The sequence below is a fragment of the Candidatus Avedoeria danica genome, from assembly GCA_016703025.1.
GTDB lineage: Bacteria > Chloroflexota > Anaerolineae > Epilineales > Epilineaceae > Avedoeria > Avedoeria danica.
In genome coordinates, this window is sequence record JADJCV010000004.1 from 1786815 (window position 1) to 1811492 (window position 24678).

The 24678-nt window shown below is 71.5% G+C and carries 17 protein-coding genes and 1 pseudogene; 2 read left to right on the top strand and 16 right to left on the bottom strand.

Going from position 1 to position 24678, the window contains the following annotated elements:
* Positions 1 to 89: 89 nt before the first annotated feature.
* The 14 genes and pseudogenes from IPG72_10540 to IPG72_10605 all read right to left on the bottom strand — a co-directional run bounded on the left by IPG72_10540 (position 90) and on the right by IPG72_10605 (position 12706).
* Positions 90 to 599 (bottom strand): annotated as a pseudogene (locus IPG72_10540) (class I SAM-dependent methyltransferase).
* Entirely contained in the window at positions 596 to 1105 is a 510-nt protein-coding gene (locus IPG72_10545) for an RsmD family RNA methyltransferase (GenBank protein MBK6769420.1), read from the bottom strand. The pseudogene IPG72_10540 and the gene IPG72_10545 overlap by 4 nt, the downstream one beginning before the upstream one ends.
* 45 nt (positions 1106 to 1150) lie before the next feature.
* Positions 1151 to 2173, bottom strand: coding sequence for a class I SAM-dependent methyltransferase (locus IPG72_10550; protein ID MBK6769421.1), 1023 nt, complete (start codon positions 2171 to 2173; stop codon positions 1151 to 1153).
* Positions 2174 to 2304: 131 nt separating this feature from the next.
* On the bottom strand, positions 2305 to 3561 hold the full coding sequence (locus IPG72_10555; GenBank protein MBK6769422.1) for a hypothetical protein: 1257 nt from the start codon (positions 3559 to 3561) through the stop codon (positions 2305 to 2307).
* A complete protein-coding gene (locus IPG72_10560; protein ID MBK6769423.1) occupies positions 3470 to 3907 on the bottom strand; it encodes a hypothetical protein in 438 nt (145 codons plus the stop codon). Before IPG72_10560 ends, IPG72_10555 begins: the two co-directional genes overlap by 92 nt.
* A gap of 322 nt (positions 3908 to 4229) precedes the next feature.
* Positions 4230 to 5141, bottom strand: a complete 912-nt coding sequence (locus IPG72_10565) for a tetratricopeptide repeat protein (GenBank protein MBK6769424.1) — start codon at positions 5139 to 5141, stop codon at positions 4230 to 4232.
* A 187-nt stretch (positions 5142 to 5328) separates the two neighbouring features.
* Positions 5329 to 6981 carry a methyltransferase domain-containing protein gene (locus IPG72_10570; GenBank protein MBK6769425.1) on the bottom strand — a complete coding sequence of 551 codons (1653 nt, stop codon included), beginning with the start codon at positions 6979 to 6981 and terminating at the stop codon, positions 5329 to 5331.
* A gap of 357 nt (positions 6982 to 7338) precedes the next feature.
* The gene (locus IPG72_10575; GenBank protein MBK6769426.1) at positions 7339 to 7680 is read right to left on the bottom strand and encodes a hypothetical protein; all 342 of its coding nucleotides are present in this window, start codon (positions 7678 to 7680) and stop codon (positions 7339 to 7341) included.
* A 388-nt stretch (positions 7681 to 8068) separates the two neighbouring features.
* Complete coding sequence (locus IPG72_10580) at positions 8069 to 8410, bottom strand: hypothetical protein (GenBank protein ID MBK6769427.1); 342 nt, start codon at positions 8408 to 8410, stop codon at positions 8069 to 8071.
* A gap of 269 nt (positions 8411 to 8679) precedes the next feature.
* Positions 8680 to 8928: an SPASM domain-containing protein gene (locus IPG72_10585; protein MBK6769428.1), complete on the bottom strand. Its 249-nt coding sequence runs from the start codon at positions 8926 to 8928 to the stop codon at positions 8680 to 8682.
* On the bottom strand, positions 8861 to 9775 hold the full coding sequence (locus IPG72_10590) for a radical SAM protein (protein MBK6769429.1): 915 nt from the start codon (positions 9773 to 9775) through the stop codon (positions 8861 to 8863). Before IPG72_10590 ends, IPG72_10585 begins: the two co-directional genes overlap by 68 nt.
* Positions 9776 to 9939: 164 nt before the next feature.
* Complete coding sequence (locus tag IPG72_10595; protein ID MBK6769430.1) at positions 9940 to 10794, bottom strand: glycosyltransferase; 855 nt, start codon at positions 10792 to 10794, stop codon at positions 9940 to 9942.
* Positions 10791 to 12071, bottom strand: a complete 1281-nt coding sequence (locus IPG72_10600) for a glycosyltransferase (GenBank protein MBK6769431.1) — start codon at positions 12069 to 12071, stop codon at positions 10791 to 10793. The genes IPG72_10595 and IPG72_10600 overlap by 4 nt, the downstream gene beginning before the upstream one ends.
* 17 nt (positions 12072 to 12088) lie before the next feature.
* Positions 12089 to 12706: an FHA domain-containing protein gene (locus IPG72_10605; protein MBK6769432.1), complete on the bottom strand. Its 618-nt coding sequence runs from the start codon at positions 12704 to 12706 to the stop codon at positions 12089 to 12091.
* A gap of 137 nt (positions 12707 to 12843) precedes the next feature.
* Between IPG72_10605 and IPG72_10610 the strand changes: the two genes are divergently transcribed.
* Both IPG72_10610 and IPG72_10615 read left to right on the top strand, forming a co-directional pair.
* Positions 12844 to 13932, top strand: a complete 1089-nt coding sequence (locus IPG72_10610; GenBank protein ID MBK6769433.1) for a serine/threonine protein kinase — start codon at positions 12844 to 12846, stop codon at positions 13930 to 13932.
* A gap of 3271 nt (positions 13933 to 17203) precedes the next feature.
* Positions 17204 to 20989 carry a S8 family serine peptidase gene (locus IPG72_10615; GenBank protein ID MBK6769434.1) on the top strand — a complete coding sequence of 1262 codons (3786 nt, stop codon included), beginning with the start codon at positions 17204 to 17206 and terminating at the stop codon, positions 20987 to 20989.
* Positions 20990 to 21122: 133 nt separating this feature from the next.
* On the opposite strand, the gene IPG72_10620 is transcribed toward IPG72_10615, so the two are convergent.
* Both IPG72_10620 and IPG72_10625 read right to left on the bottom strand, forming a co-directional pair.
* Positions 21123 to 23057 carry a hypothetical protein gene (locus tag IPG72_10620; protein MBK6769435.1) on the bottom strand — a complete coding sequence of 645 codons (1935 nt, stop codon included), beginning with the start codon at positions 23055 to 23057 and terminating at the stop codon, positions 21123 to 21125.
* Between the two features lie 193 nt (positions 23058 to 23250).
* Positions 23251 to 24603, bottom strand: a complete 1353-nt coding sequence (locus tag IPG72_10625; GenBank protein ID MBK6769436.1) for a hypothetical protein — start codon at positions 24601 to 24603, stop codon at positions 23251 to 23253.
* Between the last annotated feature and the right edge of the window lie 75 nt (positions 24604 to 24678).

Here is a 24678-nt window from a genome sequence, read left to right on the forward strand (position 1 = left end):
CCATCCTCTACGCCCCCGCCGCCGCACGGTTGCGCCGCGCGACGACGACGAGGATGTCCGCCGGCCGCCGCCGGGTCCGATCGCCGGGGTTCAGCGAGAACGCGGTCCGCCTCGACCAGCGCCACGCGGACGTCCGGCAGGTGGTGGAGCACGCCCTGGCAGACGACGGCGTCGACCGCGCCGTCGGCCAGCGGTAGGTGCTCGGCATCGGCGATCAGCGGCCAGACGCCGGCGATTCCGGCCGCGTTCGCCTTGGCGACGGCCTGCTTGAGCATGCCGCGCGACATGTCCAGCGCGACGACGGCCGGTCCGGCAGCGGCGACGGGCAGCGTCGTGCGCCCCGTCCCGCAACCGATGTCCAGGACGACGCGCGCGCCGTCCGCCGCCAGGCGCTCCGCCCACGGCCGTGCCGTCCAGAGCTGCTGGTACGGGGCGAACTCACGGCCGATCAGACGGTCGTAGCGGGCAGCCTCGCGGTCGTGATGGATCGCGTCGCGGCGCTTCCAGGCGGTTGGGTCGGACGGGACCGGCACGGCGCCGGTGTGCGCGACGGTCGTGCGCTCGGCCGCGCGGCGTCGAGGGGAGGGGGGTTCGATCATCGCCGCGTCCAGAACTGCAACAGCACGCTCCCGTACTTCCGCTCGTCGAAGCGCTCGAAGTGCTTCACGTCCGGCACCACCGCCTCGCGGGGGTGGATCTGCACGACGACCTGCCCGCCGTCGGCGGCGACGATCTCGGGCCGGGCATCCAGCGCCAGCAGGGCGCGCAGCCACATGCCCTTGTACTGGGGCGGCGCCACGAAGACGATATCGTACGGCACGTCGGGCGTCGTGGCGAGGACGTCGAACGCGTCGCGGCGCATCACCCGCGCGCGGTCGGCAAGGCCGGTGGCGGTCAGGTTTGCGCGCACCGTCTTGACGGCGGCCAGCTCGCGGTCGATGAAGTCGCACCATGCCGCGCCGCGGCTGAGGGCCTCGATCCCGACGCCGCCCGTCCCGGCGAAGAGGTCGAGGACGCGCGCGCCGGGCAGGTCGGGGCCGAGCATGCTGAACAGGGCCTCTTTGGCGCGGTCCGTGATCGGGCGGGTCGCGTCGCCTGGGACCATGGCCAGGCGGCGGCCCTTGGCGGAGCCGGCGATGACGCGCACGGGTCAGCCTTCCGATCCGGCAGCGCGGTGGGCACGATCATCGCCATCGCCGTTGCCATTTCCATTGCCATTGCCGTCGCCGCCGTCGGCGTCGTCGGCGTCGACCCGCTGCGCCACGGCCGTGACCCACGAGCCGCCGAGAGCCCGGTCGAGCAACCGGAACAGCGGCTGGGCGACGAGGCGGACCGGGCGGACGTGGAGCACGAAGCGCAGGCTTCGCGCGATCGGCGACGGCAGGCGCTCCTTGGCGGCCAGCGAGATCGCGAGCGCGGTCAGGAGATAGCTTTCGCTGAGGTACGTCCAGTGCGAGAGCCGGAACCCGGCGTCGGCCAGCGTTCGCTCCAGCGTCGACCGGCTGAACACCACCAGGTGCCGCGGCGTGTCCCAGCCCGGCCAGCGCGTGCGCCAGAGCCTGGCCTCCCAGCCGTCGAGAACGGGCGTCGTGACGACGAGCCACCCGCCCGGCTTGACGGACGCGGCCACGTGCCGCAGATCGTCGGCCGGATGGTCCAGGTGCTCGACGACGTCCCACAGCGTCGCGACGTCGAACGCGGCCGCCGGCAGGTCGGCCCGGTCGACGGTGGTCGACCAGACCGGGATCCCGCGCGCCCGCGCCGCCTCGGCCGCCCACGGCGCCGGCTCGACGCCCGCGATCACGAGCCCGGCGGTGCGCGCCGCATGAAGAAACGCCCCCGTAGCGCACCCGACGTCCAGCACGCGCCCGCCCGCCCCGGCGAGGCCGCGGACGAGCGCGACGCGGCGGCGCAGGTCGCGGGCGCGAAACCAGCGGAGCAGCCAGGCGGGACCCTTGCCGCGCCGGACGTAGTCGGGCGGGTAGTAGTCCGCCATCGCCGCGGGCGCCGGCCGCTCGCGCAGGTAGGTGAGGCCGCAGGACGCGCATCTGGCGTAGCGGAACGTGCCGGGGCCGTCGAACCAGCGGTCGCGGGCGACGTGGAGGGGGGTGTGGGCGTCCGTGCGGCAGGCGGGGCACGGGACGGTGATGGGTGTCGGGGCGGGGTGGGTCATGGGGGGTGGATGATACACGGGGGGTGGGCGCACGGATGCGTGTGCCGCTATGGCCCCGTTCTCAGATCACCATTCGTAGACCGCCAGACCACAGTGACCTGCGCCCCGATTGCCGGCGATCTCGCCTCAGATCACCTGTGATCCGCAGCCGGACCAACGTTGTCTGAGCGGCCAACCATCTGCCTCCCATGAACGCAGCGCCCACCCGATCCGCATCCCAATCCCGGCGCGGACGCGCCAGCAGGACTGGGCCCGCGCTTGCACGCGGGGCCCGGCGATTTCCGGTGATCGGAGGTTAGCCCCTCAGTTTGGCGGCCCTTCGGCCGCCGGGGCAATGCCTTGAGGTCGGCCTTGATGCCGTTGTAGGTGGCAGCGTCGACCGAACCGACTTCCGAGATGTCGTTCACGATGACGACGATCGGCTGGTCGCTGGTGACGACCGCGGAGCCAAACGAGTTCACCGGCATCGCGTTCGGCGAGTTGCTCGGGAAGAACGTCCAGGCGTTCAACGGCTGGACCACGACCTTGCACGCCGCGCCGCAGGAGCTCAGGCCAACGCCCTTGTCATCCGCGAACACGACTTCGATGTTCGCCGGCCCGGTGCCGATGTTCATCACCTGGATGCCCGTCGTGAACTTCGCCGTCGTGTGACCGCGGCGCGCCAGCGGCAAGGCCACCTTCGTCGCGCCCTGCGCCGCCGGAACCGCGTTGTACGCAGCCGACGTCTCGGTCAGGTTCTTCGAGTCGTTCACGATCGCCAGGATGTTGCCATCCGACTCGAGCACGGCCGAACCCACGCAGCCCTTCGGCAGCGTCGCCGCCGTCGGCTGGTAGAACACGTGGCTCGAACCCGCCGGAATGGCCGCCGGGCCCTCCGTGTACGAGTTGCCGGCGCACTCCGCCGAGCCACCGTAGTACTTCGCCGTCACGTTCACCGGCGCGTTCGTCGGGTTCACGACCGAGATACCGGTCGAGAAGCCCTTCGCCCCGCCCGCGTTCGTCCCCGCCAGCTGCTCCTTGCGGATCAGCGGCGCGTACAGCTTCATCGCGGCGCCTTCCGGCGGCACGCCTTCGAACGCGTACACGGCCTTCTGGCTGCTCTCGATGTCGACGAACGACTGGACGCCCACGTCCACCGCGCTCGTCACCTTCATCGAACCCAGGAAGCCGCCCGGCGTGTTCGGCTGCACGCCGATGAACGCCGCGTCCTTCGAAAGGTCGAGCGTCACCGACGAACCCGGCTGCACCTGGTACGTCTTGTTCACCACCGCCGTCGTGTTGCCCTGCGCGAACAGCTCAACGGTCACCGTGGCCACCTGGCCCGTGTCCGTGTTCTGGATCGACACGAGCGACGTCTGGCCGTAGTACTTGATGACCGACAACGGCACGAACACTTCCTTTGCCCGGCTGAACGTTCGAGTAGATCGCCGCAGCGCCCGACGTCGTCCAGTCCGTGCGCGCGATCGCCGCGATCTGGCGGTCGGCGCTGATGATCGCCGCGTACGCGCCGTTCGTCAGCTCCGTCACCGTCGGCAGGTACATGTTCACCGCGCCGCCCGCCGGTACGTTCGGCCGCGACACCTGGATCGCCGTCACCGCCGACGTGCTCTGCTTGTAGAAGTCCGCCAACACCGTCGCCGACTGCGTCGCGTCCAGGTTCTGCACCTGGATACCCGTCGCGCCTGCTCCCTGGATCCCGGCCAGGCGGCTGGCGCCACACCGCCGGCTGCCCACCCTGGAACATCCCGGCCGCGGCCATCGCCACGCCCGCCACCACTCCAACACCGGCCGTCATTACGACGAGCTTCTTCATCTCGGGTCCGCTCCTTGTGGATTCCTGTGAGATCGGGTTCGGCACCTCATCGGCGCCTCTGGGGGCCTCGACACCGGATTGCGGTGGAGGCATCCCCACCGACGGGAGCTCAGTGTAGGCGGCCGATCGGCCGCCGCCCATGGTCCGTGGGGTGCACCGTGGGCCGAATCGGCTACGACTTTCGGTGTATTGCCGAGGGAAAGCCCACGAATCGGCGCCTCAACGCCCCGGATTCGGCTGCGATCACGGCGCTTCGATCGTCGCGGTGTCCGTCACGGCCAGCGTGTCCGTCAGGAGGGCGGTGTCCGTCAGGACGTCGGTCACCGCGGGCTCGTCGTACGCGTCCGGCGCCTCGGGCGTGTAGTCCGACAAGTCGTCGTCGGCGCGATCCGTCGGGCGGCTCTCGAGCAGCTTCACCTGCGAGTCGGCCATGTAGTACGCGCTGCTGCCGTGATCGGCGATCCGCTGGATCGTCTGGAAGTCCTCGTAGGCGGCGTTGAACCGGCCGAGCGAGTAGTTCAGCATCGCCCGGTTCTGCCACGCGTCGATGTTGTTGTCGATCGCGATCGCCCGATCGAAGTCCGCCATCGCCTTGACGTTGTCGCCCCGGTTCTGGTGCGCGAAGCCGCGGTTGCCGAACGCCTGCGAAAGCTGGTCGTTGATCGCGAGCGCTTCGTCCAGCTTCTCGATCGCCGTCACGTAGTCCCCGTCGTCGATGTACAGCCGGCCGATGTTCGCGATCGCCTCGGCGTAGTCGGGCTTGAGTTCGAGCGCGGCATCGAGGTCCGCCCGCGCCTCGTCGCGCCGGCGCAGGTTGATGTAGGCCACGGCCCGGTTGTTCAGGACCTCGTAGCGGTTGTAGCCCTCCGGCGACGACGCCTCGGTCAGCTCGAGGGACTTCGTGCAATCGCCGACGGCCTCGTTGTGGAGCAGGAGCGCGTCGTTGGCGATGCAGCGGTTGGCGTACGCGAACGGCAGGTCGATCCCGCGCTCGATCGCCTTGTCGAACGCCAGGAGCGCCCGTTCGTTGTCTCCTTGCGCCAGATAGTTCTGCCCCGTGATGAGCGGGCTGCGGAAGGCGGAGCAGCCGGCCGTCAGCAGGGCGATAAGGACGGATGAGGCGCTGACGACGCGGCGGATCGAGGGCTGGGTCAATTCAGGACTCCCGGGGATGGCGCACGCGGACGGAATGCTTCATCGAGCGTGCCGGAGGAGCGTACTGGAGGAGCGTGCCAGAGGCGTGCGGACGGCGCAATACGCCGAACGTCGTAGCGCGGTCGATCCGCGTCGATCCGGCGATGGGTCCCGGCACGTCGAGGGGTCCGATGGTGGTAGTGACCCCCTAACCCCCTTCGTCGTCCGGGCGGGCGATCCGAACCCACGCCGTCGCCAACACGAGCCAGCTGACCTCGACGGCGATCATCCACAACCGCCATGCCACGACGAGCCCGAGCGCCACGGCGCTCGATCCGTACAGTGGCTCGAGGAGGAGGACCATCCCGAGATCCTTCACCAGCCCGGTCAGCGGAAGCGGCCCCATCAGGTTGCCGAGCGCCACCGCCAGCGAGCCGATGCCGATCGCGTCCGGCAGGGAAGCCGTCGGGCTCACGGCGCGCATGAACGCGTACAGCGCCACGCCGGAGAGCATGAGCACGCCGACGCCGCGCGCCAGCCAGAACCGCACGTGGCCGCCGTCGAACGCCGGCAGGGTCGAGATGGCCGTCCGGCGCCCGGTCAGGCGGCCGCCGAAGGCGACGAGGCGCCGGAACACCACGGGCTGCACCGCCGCAAGGGCGAACGCCGCCACGACGACGAGCACCCAGACGCCGACCGGCGGAGCGGACGCCGCCCACGGCAGCGTCGCGCCGTACAGGACGAGGCCGGCGACGCCGAGCACCACCCACTCGATCGTCGTCGCCGCACCGACGGCCAGCGCATCCGCGCGGCCGTACGCGGCCAGGCGGCCGAGCGGCGTCCAGATCCCGCCGGGCACGACATGCGCCAGCGCCGCAAGGGCGTAGCGCTGCGCGTGCTGCGCCGGACGCGCCCGCACGCCGAACGCCGCGACGATCCGCCGCCAAGTGTCGACCATCAGGATCGCGCCGGCCGTCTGGACCGTCCACGTGACGGCGAGCCACCGGGCGTCGAGCCGGAACGCACTCGCCAGCGTGCCCCGCACGCGCCGGAGCTCACCGTACAACCGCACGCCGACGACGCCGACGACAACCGCCGCCAAGACGACGCCGGCCGCGAGCCGGAACATCCGCCAACGGCGATCCCGGAGGCGCCGAACGGGGAACGCCGCGCCGGCCCCGGATTGCCCGTACGCGGCGCCCGCGTCGGTGCCGCCGGTCTCGACGCCGGCCGCCCCGGCGCGCTTCAGTCCAGCACCACGCGCAGCCCGTTGGGCGGCGCCGGGTACATGTGGCGGTGTTCGTACAGCCACTGCGGGTGGGCGACGACGGCCTCGCCGTGTGCGTGCGCGGCACACGCGATGAACTCGCGCTTGGCGGCGAGCCACGGCACCGGCAGCGCGCTGACGCCGTTCAGCACGGCGTTGCCCGTCCCCCTTGACGAGCGAGCGCACATTGCGGCCGCGGTACGTCGGCCAGACGTTGGCCGTCGCGAGCTCGGCCACGCGGTAGTGGCTGGCCTCGAGCAGCCGCCGCACCTCGACGGGCGCGTACTCGCGCTGGTGGCGGCCGTAGATCCCGTAGCCGGAGTACGGAAACTCCGTCGGGCGGTTGAAGAACAGGTTCACGAGGCGCTTGATGTTGATGAAGTTCGGCACGGTGATGAACATCAGCCCGCCCGGCGCCAGGACCCGGTGGCTCTCGGCCAGCGTGTGGCTCGGGTTGTAGCCGAGGTGCTCGAGCGTCTCCATGAACAAGACCGCGTCGAAGTGGTCGTCCGGGTACGGGAAGGCATCGCGCTCGATGTTGAAGATCCGGACGTCGATCGTCAGGCGGGACGGCGGCCCGCCGAGGGCCGGCACGTCGAGGACGACGCGGCCGGACGGCTGCCGCGGCGCCTCGCCCGGCCACGACCCGGCCCTCGACGCTGACGGCGTCGATCTCGGCGCCGAACGCGCTGTGGACGAGCGTCGTGAAGAAGTACGGCGCCGCGCCGAGCTCGAGGATCCGCAGCGGCCGGCCGACGACGGGCGGCAGATGGCGATCGATCATCCGCAGGCTGAGCGCGGCCGACTTGCCGTGCAGCCAGGCGTACTTCTCGAGGTCGGCGCGCGCCCGGACCAACAGGTCGCGGTCGAGCGTGTCCTCGACGATCCGGACCTGGCCGAGCACCGCCGCAAGCGCGGCCGGATCCTTGGCCAGCCGCAGCACCTCAGCGTTCATCGTCGCCCATCCCTTCCATATGTGCCGCTTGGGTCGGCGACGTCCGCTGACCCGATGGCGGTCGGCCAGGCCGACGCCTGCCGCGACCCTACGTCGCGGCAGCCCGCCGCGAGCCCGCGCACGTAAGCCGCGCCGGTCGCCGGACGGCCGCCCAGGAGCGACCGCGCCAGCGTCAGCCCGAGGCTGACGATCCGATACGCGACGACGACCGCGCGGTGCGCGCCGCGGCTGTGGGCCGCATAGTACGGCACGCTCGAGCGCGCCAGCAGGTACGCCTGCCCCGGCGAGCCGACGCCGGTGGACGCCGCGACGTGGTGGGCGATGCGCGCGCTCGGCACGTGCGCCAGGCGGAAGCCGGCCGCGCGGGCGCGCAGGCAGAGATCGTGGTCCTCGTAGTAGACCCGGAAGCGCTCGTCGAACAGGCCGATCCGCTCCCAGAGGGCGCGGCGGACGAGATGCAGCAGCCGTTCGCCCAGTCGATGTCGTACGGATGGGGGGAAGGCGGGTCGGCCGTCGTGTCGTGCGCGTCGAGGGTCCAGGGTCGCCGGAATCCGGCCGATGGCCAGACGGCGCCCGGCGGATCGAAGTACGTGACGGTCGGCGCGACGAGGCCGATCGGACCGCGACGCGGCGCACGGCCGGGCAGCGGCGCGGCGGCGAGCTCGGCCACGGCGGCGCCGGCGTACAGCTCCGTCAGCAGGGACGGCGCGGCGACGGTGTCGTTGTTCACGAGCAGCGTCCAGGCCGCACCTTCGTCCAACGCCCGCCGGATCCCGACGTTCGCGCCGGCCGCGAAGCCGAGATTCTCGGGGAGGGCCACGAGCACGACATGCGGAAACGCCGCGCGCCCGCCTCGGCCGAGCCGTCCGTCGACCCGTTGTCGACGACGACGATGCGGTGTTCGACACCGGCCGGGACGGACATCGCTTCCAGGCTCGCAAGGCACGCCAGCGTCAGCTCGCGGCGGTTCCAGTTCAGGACGATCGACGCCACGACGACATCGGGCGGCTCGGTGCGCATGATGGGTCGTGTCACCGTCGCCAGAGAGCGGATGAAGGAGTCGTTCATCGAAGCCGGCCGTGCATCCGCGGTCCCTCACCCGGCGCGCAGTGGCGCGCCTGCCCTCTCCCGCGGGGGCGGGAGAGGGCGGTCCAGCCGGGGGCCGACGCGTCGATCCACTCGATCCCCCACGCAATGGATGGATCCTTTCTCCCGCCCCCATGGGAGAAACGCGGTACCCAAACGCGCCTGCCGGCGCGTTTGGGGCCCAATGGTGGCAGCGCCGCAGGCGCTGACGGATAGAGGGAGAGTTCGGCGGGCATGACTTGACCGGCTCTCTAGAACCCTTGACGATCGAAGAACAGCTTGAACATCGCCACCTGATCGCGCAGGCTGCGGCTGCGGTAGCAGTTCAACAGGCACGGCGCCTTGCACGGCTTCATCTTGTCGCGCACGTCCTGGGCGTGGGCCGACTCCCAGATCTGGCGGGGGTGGGTCGTCCGGACGTTGCCGACGAGGTCATCGACGGTGTAGCAGAAGTTCACGTCGCCGCGCGGGCCGATGTTGAACGTGCTGTAGCGGACCATGCACTCGTCCGGTCGCGGGTGGCTGGAGGGGCTCGCGGAAGTAGTGCTGCATCGCCACGAGGTGCTCATCGGGGTTCCAGACGGCTTTGCCGGCGCGCTTGAGTTCGCGCACGGCCTCAAGGGCATCGTGGACCGCGTCGGGGTCGCGCGGCCAGTGTGGGTTGCGCTCGAACCATGCCGGGTCCATCCCCTCGTCCGTCGCGAACGTCGGATACAGCGGCTGGAACAGGACGCGGTCGACGCCAAGGCCGAGGGCCCACTCGGCGGTGGCAGCCATGTCGGCGTACGTCTCCTCCATGATGATCGACGCCACGCCGAGAACGATGCTCGGGTCGCGGCGCAGGTTCAGCACGGCCTCGACGCAGCGGTCGTAGAGCGGCACGCCCCGGCAGCGGTCGTGCACCTCACGGTTGAGCGTGTCGATCGAGATCGACAGGAAGTCGGGTCCGACCTCGCGAATGCGGTCGCAGGCCGACGGCGTGAGGTACATCCCGTTCGTCGACATCTTCGTCTTGATGCCGATGTCGCGGCAGTGCGCCAGGATGTCGAACATCCCGCGCTTCTGGAACGGCTCGCCGCCGGAGATGACGATGAAGAACGGCCCGAGCCAGGAGCGCAGGTCGTCGAGGACGCGCTTCCATTCGTCCACGTCCAACTCGTTGTGCGCCTGGAGCGTCCAGATGTCGCACATCGTACAGCGCGCGGCGCACGCGTCGGTGATGATCACCGATACCTTGTCGGGCTTGCCGAGCGGGCGATCGAGGCTGTAGCTTGCCTTCAGACGCAGGTGGTTCAAGCCCTGCGTGGCGGCGAACTGCACATCGGCCAGCTGGATATCTGTGCGCATGGTGTGACCCCGTCAGAGGCGCCGGTTCATCGAACCAGCCGGTCGAACATCGTGGGCGATCATCGTCGCCGCGCATTGAGACAGCGGAAACGACCGCCGCGGGTCCGCATGGCACGGACCGGCGTGATCCCGGTCATCGTGCCCCGGACTCGTCCGGGGCACGATCATAGCGCCGGATCGGCCGCACCGAGGCACCATGCCAGCTTGGTGGCGTACACCGCCGGCCACGTCAGCGGGTAGCGCCGCCCCGGGCGACCCGCACCGTACAGCCGCGCCGTCGCCACCGCCGCGATGGCGGGTGCCAGCGCGTACAGCGCGAGCGGTCGGTAGATCCACGTCACACCGTCGAAGGCCGTCGGATGGCGCTGTCGCACGCCGACCATCCACCGCCCGCTCATGTACCAGTGGCGCCACATGTCGGCGGCCGTCGTCCGCGTCGGCCGGTGGAAGATCCACGCCGCGGGGTCGAGGAACGGTCGATGGCCGGCCGCCGCCAGCCGGATCGTCCAGTCGATGTCCTCGCCGCAGCGCAAACCGGGGTCCATCGCACCGACGTCGTCGACCGCCGTGGCCCGCACGCTCAGGTTCAGCGTCGGCAGGAAGGGGCGCGGGCCGGCGGGCAGGTGCGCGTCCACGTTGTGGAACATGGACAGGTTGTCCGCCAGTTGCCAGTACGGCCGCGGATCGTAGAGGACGGCGCCGCCCACGACGGTCTCGCCGGCGGCGTGCCGGGCGAGGTGGGCGGCCAGCCAGCCGGGTTCGGCGACGCAGTCCGCATCGAGGAAGACGTAGACGTCCCCGCTCGCCGCCTGGATGCCGCGGTTCCGCGCCCCGGCCGGCCATTCCGGCCGCTCGGTGTACAAGAATCGCACCCGCGGTTCGCCCGCCAGGCGCCCCGGACCGTCGCGGCCGACGACGATGACCTCGTGCGCCCGCGCGCCCGCCTGGGCGAACACGCTCGCCACGGCGCGGTCGACGACGGGCGAGTCCAGGTTCGGGATGATGACCGAGGCCTTCATCGCGCCGTCCCGGGCGCCGGCGCGCGATCGACGGCAGCGGCCTCGCCGACGCCCGCGGCCCCGTCGCCAACGCCCGCGTCGCCGACCAAGCCGACGAGCGCCGCCACGTACGCCGCCCAGCCGATCCGGCCCCGCGCCGCGACGGACCCCGCGCGCAGCCGCGCCGCCAGCCCTGGCTCCTCGCACAGCCGCACCACGGCCGCGGCCAGCGCCCGGGCATCCCCCGGCGGCACGACGAGCCCGGCGTCGCCGTCGACGACGACCTCGGGCAGCCCGCCGACATCCGTCACGATCATCGGGACGCCGTGCTCGATCGCCAACGTCAGGACGCCGCTCGAGGTGGCGGCGCGGTAGGGCAGGACGACGGCGTCGGCGGACGCGAACAACGGGGCCACTTCCTCGTTCTGCACGTAGCCGTCGCGGAGCGTCACCGCGTCGCCGAGTCCGAGCCGATCGGCCTGTGCGCGGAACGCATCGGCCCTCTGCCAGAACTCGCCGGCGACGACGAGCCGCACGCCCGGCACGGCCTCGCGGGCGATGGCGAGCGCGTCGATGAGGACATCCAAGCCCTTGTACGGGCGGACGAGGCCGAAGAAGAGGAGCGTCGGCGCCGGCCCGATCGGCAGCGGTCGAACTTCATCGGGGGCGGCATCGCCTGGCGCGGTGGCGTCGAGCGCGGCATCGCCGGGCATGGCGCCGTCCGCGCCGTCGCCCGCCAGGTGGTGGAGCGGCAGCGCGGCGCGCGCCACGGCGCCCGGCATCCGCGCCCGCTCGCCGACGATGCCCTCCAGGACGGCGACGAGCGGCGTCGCGTGGACGAGCCAGCGGTCGCCGCGGCGGAGCGCGAGCGCGGTCAGCCAACGGGCCAACCGGCCGGGCGCGTCGTGCGGCAGGACATTGTGGCAGATCAGCACGATCGGCGGGCGCCGGCCGCGCCGGCCGAGGAGGGCGCTGAAGCCGACGACGAACGGGGCGAAGAACGGCACCCACCAGACGAGGAGAACGGCATCCGGCCGTGCGGCGCGCACGCGGCGGGCGACGGCGGGCCAGCCGATCGGCCAGAGCGGCGCGATGATCCGTTCGGCCGGAACGCGCACCGGCTGTTCGGACGGGTCGATGACGGTCCGGCCCGGGAAGAGCCAAGCGGGGTAGAGGCTGCGAAAGGTCAGCGTCGTGACCTCGTGGCCGGCACCGGCGAGCGCCCGCGCCAGCAGGGCGGTGTGCTGGGCGATCCCGCCACGATACGGCCACACCGGTCCGATCAGGACCCAGCGCATCAGGCGGTCGACGCGGTCTAGGGCTGGTCCAGCCGGAAGCCGTAGCCCCGGATGGTCACCACATAGCTGTGCCGGGCGTCGTGCTCGGCCAGGCGCTGCCGGCAGCGCTTGACGAGAGCGTCGATCGAATCGTCGCTCACGCCGTCCCGCTCGGTCTCGGGCCAGACGGCGCCGACGATCGACTCGCGCGGCACCGGCCCGCCGTCGGCGTCGAGGAGGACCTTGATCAGCCCGAACTGCTGTGCCGAGAGCGGCGGCGCCAGCACCTGGCCGTTCACGAAGACGTGCATCGTCTCGGGGTCGATCCGGATGCCGCGACCGGAGAAAGCGAGCGGCGCGGTGGCGTCGGCATCCACGTACCACAGCTTGTAGCGGGCCGAGATCGAGATGTCGTCACCGTCCTTCAGCGGTCGCGGTTCGCCGGTCACGGGCTGGCCGTTCAGCCATGTCCCGTTCTTGCTGCCGTTGTCCACGAGGACGTAGCCGCGGCCGCTGCGGCGCACGGCGGCGTGCTGACGCGACACCGAGCGATCCGGCAAGCAGATCGCACACTCGGCGTCCCGGCCGATGACGATGACCTCGCGCCCGGCCAGCGGCCAGGTGCGCTCGGCAGCGCCATCGCGGAGCACGATCATCGCCCCTTCTTCTGCCACGGTGCCCTCCCGCGACGACTATAGCACGACCGCGGGGCCGCATCGGCCGACGCGGAGCGCGCCGGGAATCGCGCCGCACGCGCTTGACCCGCCGGCCGCCGTCGCCCTACCCTGCCCGTATGCGCAACCTCGAGCCCGACATCGTGCTTCGCGACCGCTACCGCTTGGTCGAGCTCGTCGGTCAAGGCGGTGCCGGCGCGGTCTGGCGTGCGGACGACCTGCGTTTGGCCGGCCGCGTCACCGCCGTCAAGGCGATCCTGCCGGACGTCGGCTCGGCGGCCGACCGGGCCGATCGCCAGGCACAGTTCCACCGCGAGGCCAGCATGTTGGCGCGCCTCGACCATCCGGCCCTGCCCAAGGTCTCGGACTATTTCGAGGACGACGGGACGGACTTCCTGGTCATGGACTACGTCGACGGGCCCGACCTTCGCCAGGTCGTCGATGCCGCGCTGGCGGCGGGCGAGCTCCTCGACGTCGAGCGTGTGCTCGGCTGGGCCGATCAGCTCCTCGACGCCGTCGCCTACCTGCACGCCCAGTCGCCGCCCGTGCTGCACCGCGACATCAAGCCGGCGAACATCAAGCTCGTGGCGGGCGAACGGATCAAGCTCGTCGACTTCGGCCTCGTCAAGGCGATGGACCCGGCCGACCCCCGGACGCTCACCGTGGCGCGCGGCGTCGGATCGCTGCCCTACACGCCGCTCGAGCAGTATGCCGGCGACACCGGCCACACGGACGTCCGGGCCGACCTCTACGCCGTCGGCGCGACGCTGTACCACCTCATGACCGGCCGGCCGCCGGACACCGCCCAGGACCGCTTCCTGCTGCCCAATGCGCTCACCCGCCCGCGCCGGCTCAACCCCGACGTGCCGTCGCGCGTCGAGTCCGCCATCCTGACGGCGATGGCGCTCCACCCCGAGCGCCGGCCGCCGACGGCCGAGGCGCTGCGCGCGCTCCTCGTCGGCGACGCGCCGGTCCTCGGCAGCGTCGAGCTCGGTACGGCGGGGCTGGCGTGGCGGCAGGCGATCTGGGACAACGCCGGCCTGATCGCGCTCGTCGCGCTGCTCGTGTTGCTCACCGTCGTCGCGACCTGGCAGGCGACCGCCGCGAGCGCGCCGGCCGCGGCGCCGACGGCAAGCGCTGGATCCACCGCCACCGCACCGATCGCCACGCCGACGGGGCCAGCGGCAGCAGCGCCAGCAGGAAGCTGAGCACCGGCGCCTGGTAAGCCGGGTTCCAACTGCGCGGCCAGAGTCGGCCGCCGCTCGGCAGCCAGCTGGGCATGCGCAACCCGCCGACGAGGACGAGCAAGTAGCCCGCCAGCCCGCAAGCGAGGCTGAGCAGGAAGAGCCGCACCGCACGTGAAGGCACGCGCGGTCCCTCGCCGGCACCGAAGACGATCACGCCGGCCAGCAGGATCAGCGTCAAGCTGAAGAGCAGGATGCTCCAGTCGGCCGGCAGCTGTCGGATCGCCAGCGGCCCTTGGCCGGCGGTCGGCGTCGGGACGTCGAGGACGCTGCCGCTGACGTGGACGACGAGCGGTGCGCTGGCCAGCCCGCTGTCCAGCACGGCGGTGATCTCGATGTCGCCCTGGCGATCCGCCGGGAGCGTGACGGTTGCCCGGCCATCGACGGTCTGCCCGACGACGTCGCGCAGGTAGACGTCCTCCGCGGGGTCGTAGCCGCGGACGGTGACCGTCGTGCCGTCGGGCACGGGGTGGCCATTGGCGTCCCGGATCTCGCCCGTACGCACCGTGATCCGCCCGCCGTGGGCGACCGCGGCGTCCGGCCGGCCGCCGACCAAGCTGAGGTCGATCACCTGGCCGGATGCGGGGAGGAGCTGGGTGGCGAGGTCGTAGCCGGCGCCCGGCACCGAGACCGGGCTCGCCCCGACCGCCGCCTCGTCCCCGAACACGGCGCGCAAGGCCACGCGCACGAACGGCCCCCCCGGACTGTAGACGGCATAGTAGGCGGCCAGCCGGGAAATCTCGCTGGCGTCGAGGCCGTACGGCGCGTCGAACGCAACGGCCACCAGTCGCTGGCCGGCCGACTCGGTCTCACTGGCCTGCAGGAACAGCCGCGGCGCATCCGAGCCCGGCGCCTCGGTCGGCCGGACGTCCCGCATGAAGAAGACGATCCAGTCGGCCTGGGCGACACCGCGCGCCACTTCGTCCTGCCGTGCCGCGCTCAACGGCGGCACGAGCGATGGGTTGTTCTCGGCAGCGATCCGGCCGGTGGCCCCGAGCCATGCCCGAAGCTCGCGGGCGGTCACGACGCCGACGTCCTCGGCGCGGACGATTCGCCGCGTGCCCGACCCCGTCGGGCCGTACGTCAGCAGGCACGTCGCGAGGACCTCGTCGGGGTCGAGCACCCACTGGGGCGGACACCCGTCGCACTCCCGGCTGTCGCGCGCGTCGACGACGAACAGCAGGCGATCGCCGGATTGCGGCGACGGCACCGGGGCACGGCCACCGCCGGCCGTCGGCGGGGCGAACAGCGTGAGCGCGGCGCGGGCGACGGCCTGCGCATCGTCGCCCCCCAGTCCGGTGGACGCAGGCGCGGCCTCGGCATCGACGGCGACGCCGTCCGGCGTGGCCGCAGCGTACAGCGCGCGCTTGCGGGCCAGGACGCGGCGCAGCGCCCGGTCGACGGCCTCGCGAACGTTGTCGTCCTCCTCGTAGGCCGCGGTGAGCCAGGCGAGCGCCTCCTCGATCTCCGCGGGCGAACGGGTCGGGTCGTCGGGCACGTCGAAGCCGGACAGGTTGAGGACGTCGTTGCCGGCCAGGAGCGCCTCGCGCACGACGCGGCGCACATTGAACGCCGCTCCCTGCGGGTCGGTGTAGCGCCGCACGCCGGCCAGCCCGAGTCCGGGGCTGAAGAGGAGCCCGCCGCCCTCCCGCCAGGCATCGAGGCTCGGTAGCTGGCCGCGCAGGTAGGCAAGGCCGCTGCCGTCGAGGGACAGCGGCCGATCGATCTGCCGCTGGACACCGCGGAACCGGACGTGGGTCGTCACGAGCGCGTCGACGACGCTGGAGCGGTTGTCCCGCGGCTCGACAACGGCCACGAACGGCACGAGCTCGGTGCGCCGCAGGTCGTCCAGGCTGCTCTCCACGATCGGCAACTCGGCGGTTTGGCTCCGGTCGGCGCCGCCGACGCCCGGGAAGCTGCCGGCGGCCACGGCCACCCGCCCGTCGCTGCCGCGGTGGATGCCGCCGACGATCTCCCGGCCGAGCTTGGCCACCCACGACGGGTTGCCGCCGAGCGCCCGGGCGCCGAGGTCGCCGGTGCTGCCCGGGCGCGGCTGGGCGACGACATCCAGGTTGGGACCGAGCCAAAGGTTGACGCCGACGGCCCGCAGCTCACGCCCGACGACCTCGCCGACGCGCCCGGCCAACGCCGGGTCCCACGTGGCGCCGAGGGCCATCGCGCTCGGTACGTCGGTCATGCCGCCGCGCAGCGGGCTGAGCGGGAACGCCGCCCCGTCGCTGTCGACGGCAATCCACAGCGGGACGAACGCCGCGTGTCGTGCGGCGCGCGCCTGCAGCGCGTTCGCCAGCAGCGCCACCTGGCGCGGCGTGTCAGGTGCGTTCAAAAAGTTGCCGGCGCGCGGGTCGACGATGACGCCGCCGACACCCTGATCGACGAGGCGGGCGATCGCGCGATCGTCGGACACGCCGTCGCCCCGGAACGGCACGAGGAGGAGCTGGCCGACGCGCTCCGCGGGGGTCATGTCGGCGATCAGGGCGTCGATCTCGCCGGCGGCCGTTGCCGCTCGGGGCGGCACGGCGGTCGCACAGGACGCGGCGAGGGCCGCGGCGAAGCAGAGAAGTGTTCGGGTGCGCACGGTGGGCAAGGATAGGGAATCCGCGGCCGAACGCCAGCGCCGGCCGCGCGGGGCGGTCGGGCGCCGACGCCGTGTCGGCCGTCGGACGCGACCGCACGACCCGGTTGACAGAATGGCCCGCGGCATGTTAATGTAGTTGTAACTCGCACGCTCGCACGGCGGCCGACGAAGGGTTGCGACAACGCCCTTCACCGAGTTGTGCGCGTGGACCTGAGGGCCGACTCGGGGTCGTTTGGCGGTCGAGCCGGCCCAACGACAGTCTACGGAGGTCATCCGGCCCGTGTGCGCAGCGACCGGTGTTATGCATGAAGAGAGGCGCCTGGCGACGAAGTCCTGGGTCTGCCCCTGCCCGAGCTCTGACGGGACCGCGCGCCGGCGCCTCTCGCCCGTGCATAACGGTGTTGGGAAATTGGGCGTTACGCACGGTTGTCGATTGCGACTTCATTCCTGGACGATCCCCCATGCGTAGGGAGTGACGCAATACGGCCGATAGACACGGACCGCGGAGCGGCCCGTCTTCTCAGTTCGGGTCTCCTCGGTGCGATTGCGTTGAGGAGCGACGAGTCCGGCAATGGCGGGCTGTCAGAGATTGCCGTTTCCGCTGCCCCGGACGGCGAACGCGATGCGGAGGAACAAGGCATGAGCCATCGACACGCGGCGGTGTTGCTGACAGCGGGAGCCGCCCTGCTGGTTGTCCTGACCGGCTCGACCACGACGCGCGGGGCGGCGCCAAGCACCGCCGACCACCCGACTTCCCTTCCGGCCCCGTGGTCGGCCGACGGCGGCGGCTTGCCGGGGGTGCTCGGTCCAGGCGACGCCGCGTCGGCACCCGCCGGCCTCGGCCTCGTGCCGCGATCGCGCGGCGCCGGTTCGCCGGGCGTGGCGGCCGGTGGGCGGGCCGCCGAGCCGCTGCAATCGGACCAGGTCGACGACCCGGGCTACATTCCGAACCGCCTCGTCGTCGGTTTTCGTCCGGAGGCGACCGACGAGTACAAGCGCAAGCTACACGAAAAGTACGGCGGTCAGGTCATCGACCAGATCAACAACCTGAACATCCAGGTCCTGCGGGTCACGGACACGGACCTGCTCACCCAGGTGCGGGCCTATCAGTCCGAAGTGCAGGTGGCCTTTGCCGAGCCGGACTACTTGGCCCACATCCTCGGCAGCCCCGACGCGGTGGCGCCCCGTGCGGACACCGCCGCCGGGCAGGCCGGCGGACGGAACCCACTGGCCCGACTCGGCCTCCAGATCACACCGAACGACCCGATGGTCGGCTCGCAGTGGCACCACACCAAGATCGAGTCGGCGGCCGCGTGGGACCGCCAGCGCGGCGCTGGGATCACGATCGCCATCGTCGACACGGGCACGAACTGCAGCCATCCGGATCTGGCCGGCAAGTGCGTCGCGGGCTATGATTATGTCAACCGAGACAACAACCCGGCCGATGACCAGGGCCACGGCACCCATGTCGCCGGCATCGCGGCGATGCAGACGAACAACGGGGTCGGCGGCGCCGGCGTCGGTTGGGACAGCCGGATCATGCCGGTCAAGGTGCTTGACCGAACGGGCAACGGCGGTCATTCCGCGATCGCCAGCGGGATCACGTTCGCGGCCGACAACGGCGCGCAGGTGATCAATATGAGCCTGGGCGGCGCGTTCACATCCTCGGCGCTCCGGAATGCGGTCGACTATGCGATCCAGCGCGGCGTCGTCGTCTTGGCGGCGGCCGGCAACGAGAATACGTCGAACCCGAGCTATCCGGCGGCTTACAACGGCGTGATCGGGATCTCGGCCACCTCGCAGTCGGATCAGCGGGCCAGCTTCTCGAACTACGGCAACGCGATCGACGTCGCCGCGCCCGGCGTCGCGATCCTCTCGACGGTCATGACGGGCGGCTACCAGCCATGGAGCGGCACGAGCATGGCCTGTCCCGTCGCGGCCGGGCTCGCAGCGCTCCTCGTGGCCCAGAACCCGAGCCGTACGCCGGCCCAGGTCGAACAGATCCTCGAGCAATCGGCCGACGACCTCGGGGATGCCGGCTGGGATCCGTATTTCGGCTGGGGCCGGATCAACGCCCGCAAGGCCCTGAACCTTGCGCCCGGCACCACGACGCCCGGCACGCCCGAGGGCGGCGGCACGAGCACCGCCCCGCCGCCGATCCAGGCCACGGCAACGCCCTCCGGCAACTTCGTTCTCCAGGTCGAAGAGCTGATCAACCTGAAGCGCGCCAGCGCCGGCCTCAACCCGCTGGCCTCGAGCCAACAGCTGCGCAACGCCTCGACCCGCCACTCGAACGACATGGCGTCCGGCAACTTCTGCGGCCACGACGGCACGGATGGCAGCACCGCCCAGTCGCGGATGTTGGACGCGGGCTACGGCCAGCCGTACGGTGAGATCGTGGCCTGCGGCCTCGTGTCGCCGGCGGCGGCCGTCGAAGCATGGTGGAACAGCCCCGCGCACAAGGCGATCATGTTGTGCACGACGTGCACCGAACTCGGCGCCGGGTACCGCAACATCGGCACGTACGGCCATTTCTGGACGGTCGACTTCGGCCGCCGGTCCGTGTCGGGCGCCACGCCGACGCTGGCGAGCACGGTGCCGCCGCCGGTGACCGGCACCGCTGCGCCGTCCGCAACGCCGCCGCTGCCCACGCCGACGCTCCACGCGCCGCCGGGTGGCGTGAACGTCGAGATCGCGCCGCGCAACAACAAGGCCGGCTGGGTCGTGAGCAACGTGCCCAACCAGAACTTCTTCACGGATGAGGAGGACACGTTCACCGGAACGTACGCCAACCGGACCTATCACGGCGCGGCCCAGTTCGAGCTCGGCGTGATCCCGGCCGGCGCGACGATCAACAGCGCCCGGCTGGAGATGATCGGCCGGGACGCCTCGTTCCTCGGGGTCGGCGGCACATGGACGGTGAACCTGCTGCGGACGGACATCGACGGCGGCTTCGCCGGCCAGGGCTACACCGGGATTCACAATGCGGCCATCGACGTCACGCTGATGCCGCTCCTCGGGCGCGACCTCTTGGGCGAATCGCAGAAGAACGCGTTCAACATGGACGATGGCGCGCTGAACGTGCTCCGCGCGCGGCATCTCGGCTCGCGCGCCCTTTCGATCCGGATGGACGGGCCGCCCCCCGGCGGCAACGTCACGAACCTCTTCACGTGGGACACCGGCTACGGCCAGACGACGCGCTACGCCGGCGTGCGGCTGTTCGTGAACTACAGCACGGCCGGTAGCGGTCCCCCGCCGTCCGCCACGCCGTCGCCGACCGAGCCGCCGGCACCGAACACGGCCACGCCGACCGTCGGCGCATCCCCGACCCCGACCACGACGCTTGTCCCGCCGACAGCGACGTTCACCGCACCGCCGCCGCCGCCGACCGTCACACCGTCGCCGACGCTCGTCCTGCCGCCGACGCGCGAGCCGGACGGCAACGAGATCGACATCCTGCCGGCATGCCTCGACGTCGGCTATGTCCGATCGTACGAGGCGTTCAACCACTTCTGCGACGACGACATGTTCACCGGCTATTATCAGGGCCGGATCTACTTCGGCGGCGTTCAGTTCGACCTCTCGGCCGTGCCGGCCGGTCGGGCGGTGCGCAGCGCGCGGCTCCTGATGAATGGCCTGTCGACCCGCTACCTGTCCGATGCGGGCAATGGCGTCTGGGAGGCGAACCTGCTCGAGGCCGCCGTCGACGGCGGCTGGCGCGGCGTGTCGTACGAGTCGCTGCGCAGCGCCAGGATCTCGTCCAAACTCCAGCCGCAACTGCACCAGTACGACCTTGGCGTCGGCATCCAGAACGTCTTCACATTCGACGCGACGCAGCTGCGCGAGCTCGAGTTCCGCAAGGAAGCCACCGGCAAGGTCAGCTTCCGGATGGACGGCCCGCAGGTCGGCGTGAGCAACGTCATGGACTGGGACACCGGCTTCGGCGCCGGGCAGCGGAACCCGCCGATTCTGCGGGTCACGCTCGGCCCGCCCGGCAGCGGCGAGCCGGTGCCGACGAAGTCAACGGACGACTTGGCGAAGATCAACGAGATCGTGGCCGAGATCAACCGGGTGCGCGTGGCCAGCGGCCGCGGCACGGTGGCGGTGTCCAGCGAGCTGCAGTCCGCGGCCGGCACGCACAACACGGACATGATCCGCAACAGCTTCTTCAGCCACACCGGCAGCGACGGCTCGTCGCCCGCCCAGCGCGTCGCACGCACCGGCTTCCCCGCCACGGCAGTCGGCGAGCTGCTGGCCGCCGCCAACGGCACGCCGGCGGTCGTCGTGCAGGCCTGGCTGGATCAGGGGCAGCGGGACACCGTCCTCGACCCGACGTACACCCAGATCGGCGCCCACTACCAGTTTGTCCGCGCCGTCGGCTACCAGCATTACTGGACGGTGGTGCTCGCCGCACGGGCCCGTTGACGGTCTGACGGACCGGACGGCGCAGGCGATCAGACCGATTCACCGCCGCTTCGATTTCTGACGACAAGACGGCGCCCTGGATCCCGCAAGGGAACCAGGGCGCCGTTGTTCGCGTCGTGAGGACGAGCTGCCGTTACGGGATCGGGGTCTCGAAGGCGGACACCGCCGGCCGCGTGCGCGACGCGATCGGCTGCGAGCGCACGAAACCGCTCGTGCGCAGTGCGATCGGCAGGAAGATCGTGCCCGTGCTGACGATCGACACGCCCGCGACCGGGGGCTTGCCGACCTCGACGATGTTCGAGTTCGCCTTGGCCCCATCGGCCTCGACCTCGACGATGACGTCGCCGTCGCGACCGTCCGACACGATGTAGACACCGGCCAAGTTGGACTGGCTCGGCGGCACGATCGTCCGGCCGCGGTCGGTGATCAGGTCGATCGACGTGCCGGAATTGACGACCTCGGGCTCGTTCTGGCCGGGCACGCGACGCTCGTACGCCAGGTAGCCGACGCTCGGCGGCAGAAGGCGGAGCTTGACGGGGGTCCCGTCGGCCACGTTGTTCCCGTTCAGATCCTTGATCTCGACGGTCACGCCGCCGCGTCGATCCCGGATCCGGTGGATCGCCTTCGGGTTGACGATGATCCGCATGTTCACCGCCGGGCCGACGACGTTGAACTTCGTTGCCGCCTCGATGTCGCCGGCGTCGGCGCGCAGCGTGACTTGGCCGTGATCGGGCTGCGGCGCCGGGACGGCGCTGCCGGCCGTATACGTCACCTCGGCCACGCCCTCGACCGGCGTCACCTCGGCCGAGCTCAGCGTCCCGAACCCGGTCGGATCGAGCGAGAACTCCACCTTGGTCCCGGACACGGGCAGGCAGTTGCGGTCCGTGACGAACGCGCTGAAGCGCGCCTGATGGTTCACGCCTGGTGCGGTGACGCTCGTGGCGAATACGGCCGTGGCACCGTCGGGATACGTCAGGCGCAGCCCGCCGAGGTTGCCGCGGTCCGTCTGGTCGGGGCTCGGGAAGATGAGCGCCGGTGCGCCCGGATCGCCGACGGTCCAAAGCGCCGTGTCGGCCGGCGTCGTACGCTGCTGCCCGCCGACAACGTCGAACAGGTCCGTGTTGTACTGGACGCACGCCTGCAACCGGCTGCCCTGGTAGCTGGCGGTGGTGCGTGGGATCGCCCAACCCGTCGTGTCGCTCGGCACGGCCGCGAGGCCGGTGGCGACCTTGGTCTGCGCGGTGGCGATGAGGGCCGTCGCTTCGGCGACGATCATGCAACCGCGCGCCGGGTCCGGCTTGATCGGCGGCCCCTCGTTGGCCTGCTGCGGCTGGAGGAGGCCGGGCACCTGCTGCAGCTTGACCAGCGCCTGTTCCAGCGCGTTCCGGGCCGCCGACAGGTCGGGCACGGCTGCGGCGCCGGCGCGGCCGGGCGCCATGTCCGGCAGGCCAAGCATCGCCTGCAACGTGCGGCTGAGCTCACTCGTCGTCAGCGCCGAGGCGTCGAGCGGATCGAGGATCGTCGGCAGCCAGCGCTGGTAGGGGTGCGGGGGCGAGGCCGTCGGCGTTGGCTGGCCGGGCTGCGGCGTCGGCAGCTGGATCGGCCACGTGTCCGGCGGCGGCGGGAAGTTCTGGCACTTGGTGCCGACCGAAGCGATCGACTCGGACAACGCCAGCTGGGTCACGCTGATCGCCGATCGATAGCTCGACACGAAGTCGGCGGCCGAAACGGCGATGGAGCGCTTGCCGGCACCGGCGCTGAGCGCCGGCAGCGACTGCTTCTTGACCACGACCCCGGAGAGATCGCGCAGCTGGACCACGAACTGCTCACCGCCGGCGGCATTGTCGTAGGCCACGACGGCGAAGAGGCTGGTGGCGGCTGCACCGAAATTGCGTCGGGGGTCACCATCACGCACGTCGCTCATGTAGAGCTGGGCGTTCACGCGATCGGTCTGGGCGAGGGGCGCGGCCGCGGCCGGGTGGGCCGGGCCGCCGACGACCATCAGGACACCGATGGCGACGCCGAGGGTCGAGAGCACGGTGACCAGGACGGCGGACAAACGTGGCATGTGGGGCATCTCCTTGGGTACGGATGAAGGCAACCAGCGAGCCTGACTGCGGACGCAGAGGATCGCAGGCGCGGCGTCCGCGCGGGCATCACATGCCAGCAGCGGCGCCGGAACACACGGTGGTCTTGACGTCAAGACGCACAGGACGCGGTCAAGGTCACGGGGCGCGTCCCGCGCGTCACGGAAGGGCGCACTATAGCCGGCGGCGGAACCAAAGGGCGAGCCCCACCAACACCGCGATGCCGGCTCCGAGGACGATGAGGTTCGGACCGCCCCCGCCCGCCGGTGTCGAACCGCTCGATGTTGCGTTGCCCGCCGGCACGGTGAACGTCGGCAGCGGCACGCTGCCGGATGCCTCGTTCCCGGCGGCCGACCCGCCCGCCAGCGGCTGCGCCCCGCCGGCATTCTGCGGATCGCTCGCACCAGGCGGCACGGCGGCGCCCGCGCCGTCCTGCGGCGTCGGGAGCCCGAGCGCGACGGACGTGGCCGCCTTGCTCTCGACGAGCGCCGCCATCTGGGCGGACTGCGTCGCCACGACGGGCTTGCCCACCTCGACAGCCGCCGTGCTGCGGCCTGCCTGCGTTGTGTCGGCGGACACGGCTGTCGTCGGGACGGGCGTGTTCTGTCGCGTGCCCGCGCCGGAACCACCGCCACCGCCGGTGAACGTGGCCGGCAGCCGGGGCGTCGCCGACGGCGCCGCCGTGACTTCGGCGGCGGCGTTGTTCGGGCTCTTGTTCGACGCCTGGATGACGACGAGATCCGCGCTCCCGGCCGCCGTGGAGGCCATGCCGAGCTCGTCGACGGTCACCGAGACGGTGTAGGGCGCGCTCTCGGCGTACAACGCCGCCATCGTGAACGACGTGAGCTTGCCGACCTCCTCATCGAGTTCGCCGGCCGCGGTGGCGAGCTCGATCGCCACGGGCGCGAGCTGCGCCAAACGGGCGCGCGTTGCCGTGACATCGGTCACGGCGATCCCAAGGATGTCGGACACCGCTTCCTGCACCTCAGGGTAGAGGCGGTCGATCGTCTGCTTGGCCCCGAGCGCCGCGCCGGTCAAGCCGGCGCGGTCCATCGGCACGAGCACGCGCCCGAGAGAGCGCAGATCGCGCTCGAGGCTCGTCCGCGCGTTCACGATCTCGCCGTCGACGCGGCGCGTGTCGGCGCCCATCTCGGCCAGTTCGAGGATGTCGTCGCAATAGAGTTCGACCAAGCCGGCCGCGCCGTGGACGAGATCGGTGGCCCTCAACTCCACCCGGGCCGTGCCGGCGCCGCTGTAGCGCTCGGCCTCGAGATCGAGCAGCGGCTCGCCGCTGTTGTCGAAGACATCGACCTTGATCCGCGTCTTGTTCGCATCCGTGTAGTCGAACAACGCCCAGGCGCTCGTCGCATCGGTCGGCACGTTGCCGGACTCGACGGCGTCACCGCCGGCCTCGGTCGTCGAGATCCGGACATTCGAGACCTTCGTGATCGCCTGCGCCGATTGCGCCCACAGCGGGGTGAGAAGCAGCGCCGCGGCAAGGCCGGCGCCTGCGAGCATGCGTCGCATTGGGTACATCGTCCACACGTCCTTGTCTGTATTCGTTGCGGTTCGGTCGGCACGGCGTGCCGCGAGCCGCGGTCG

Coding starts and splice junctions, on each gene's coding strand:
- IPG72_10545 (MBK6769420.1), bottom strand. CDS start 1,105: ATGGTCCCAGGCGACGCGACCCGCCCGATCACGGACCGCGCCAAAGAG.
- IPG72_10550 (MBK6769421.1), bottom strand. CDS start 2,173: ATGACCCACCCCGCCCCGACACCCATCACCGTCCCGTGCCCCGCCTGC.
- IPG72_10580 (MBK6769427.1), bottom strand. CDS start 8,410: ATGAACGACTCCTTCATCCGCTCTCTGGCGACGGTGACACGACCCATC.
- IPG72_10585 (MBK6769428.1), bottom strand. CDS start 8,928: ATGGTCCGCTACAGCACGTTCAACATCGGCCCGCGCGGCGACGTGAAC.
- IPG72_10590 (MBK6769429.1), bottom strand. CDS start 9,775: ATGCGCACAGATATCCAGCTGGCCGATGTGCAGTTCGCCGCCACGCAG.
- IPG72_10595 (MBK6769430.1), bottom strand. CDS start 10,794: ATGAAGGCCTCGGTCATCATCCCGAACCTGGACTCGCCCGTCGTCGAC.
- IPG72_10600 (MBK6769431.1), bottom strand. CDS start 12,071: ATGCGCTGGGTCCTGATCGGACCGGTGTGGCCGTATCGTGGCGGGATC.
- IPG72_10605 (MBK6769432.1), bottom strand. CDS start 12,706: ATGATCGTGCTCCGCGATGGCGCTGCCGAGCGCACCTGGCCGCTGGCC.
- IPG72_10610 (MBK6769433.1), top strand. CDS start 12,844: ATGCGCAACCTCGAGCCCGACATCGTGCTTCGCGACCGCTACCGCTTG.
- IPG72_10615 (MBK6769434.1), top strand. CDS start 17,204: ATGAGCCATCGACACGCGGCGGTGTTGCTGACAGCGGGAGCCGCCCTG.
- IPG72_10620 (MBK6769435.1), bottom strand. CDS start 23,057: ATGCCACGTTTGTCCGCCGTCCTGGTCACCGTGCTCTCGACCCTCGGC.
- IPG72_10625 (MBK6769436.1), bottom strand. CDS start 24,603: ATGCGACGCATGCTCGCAGGCGCCGGCCTTGCCGCGGCGCTGCTTCTC.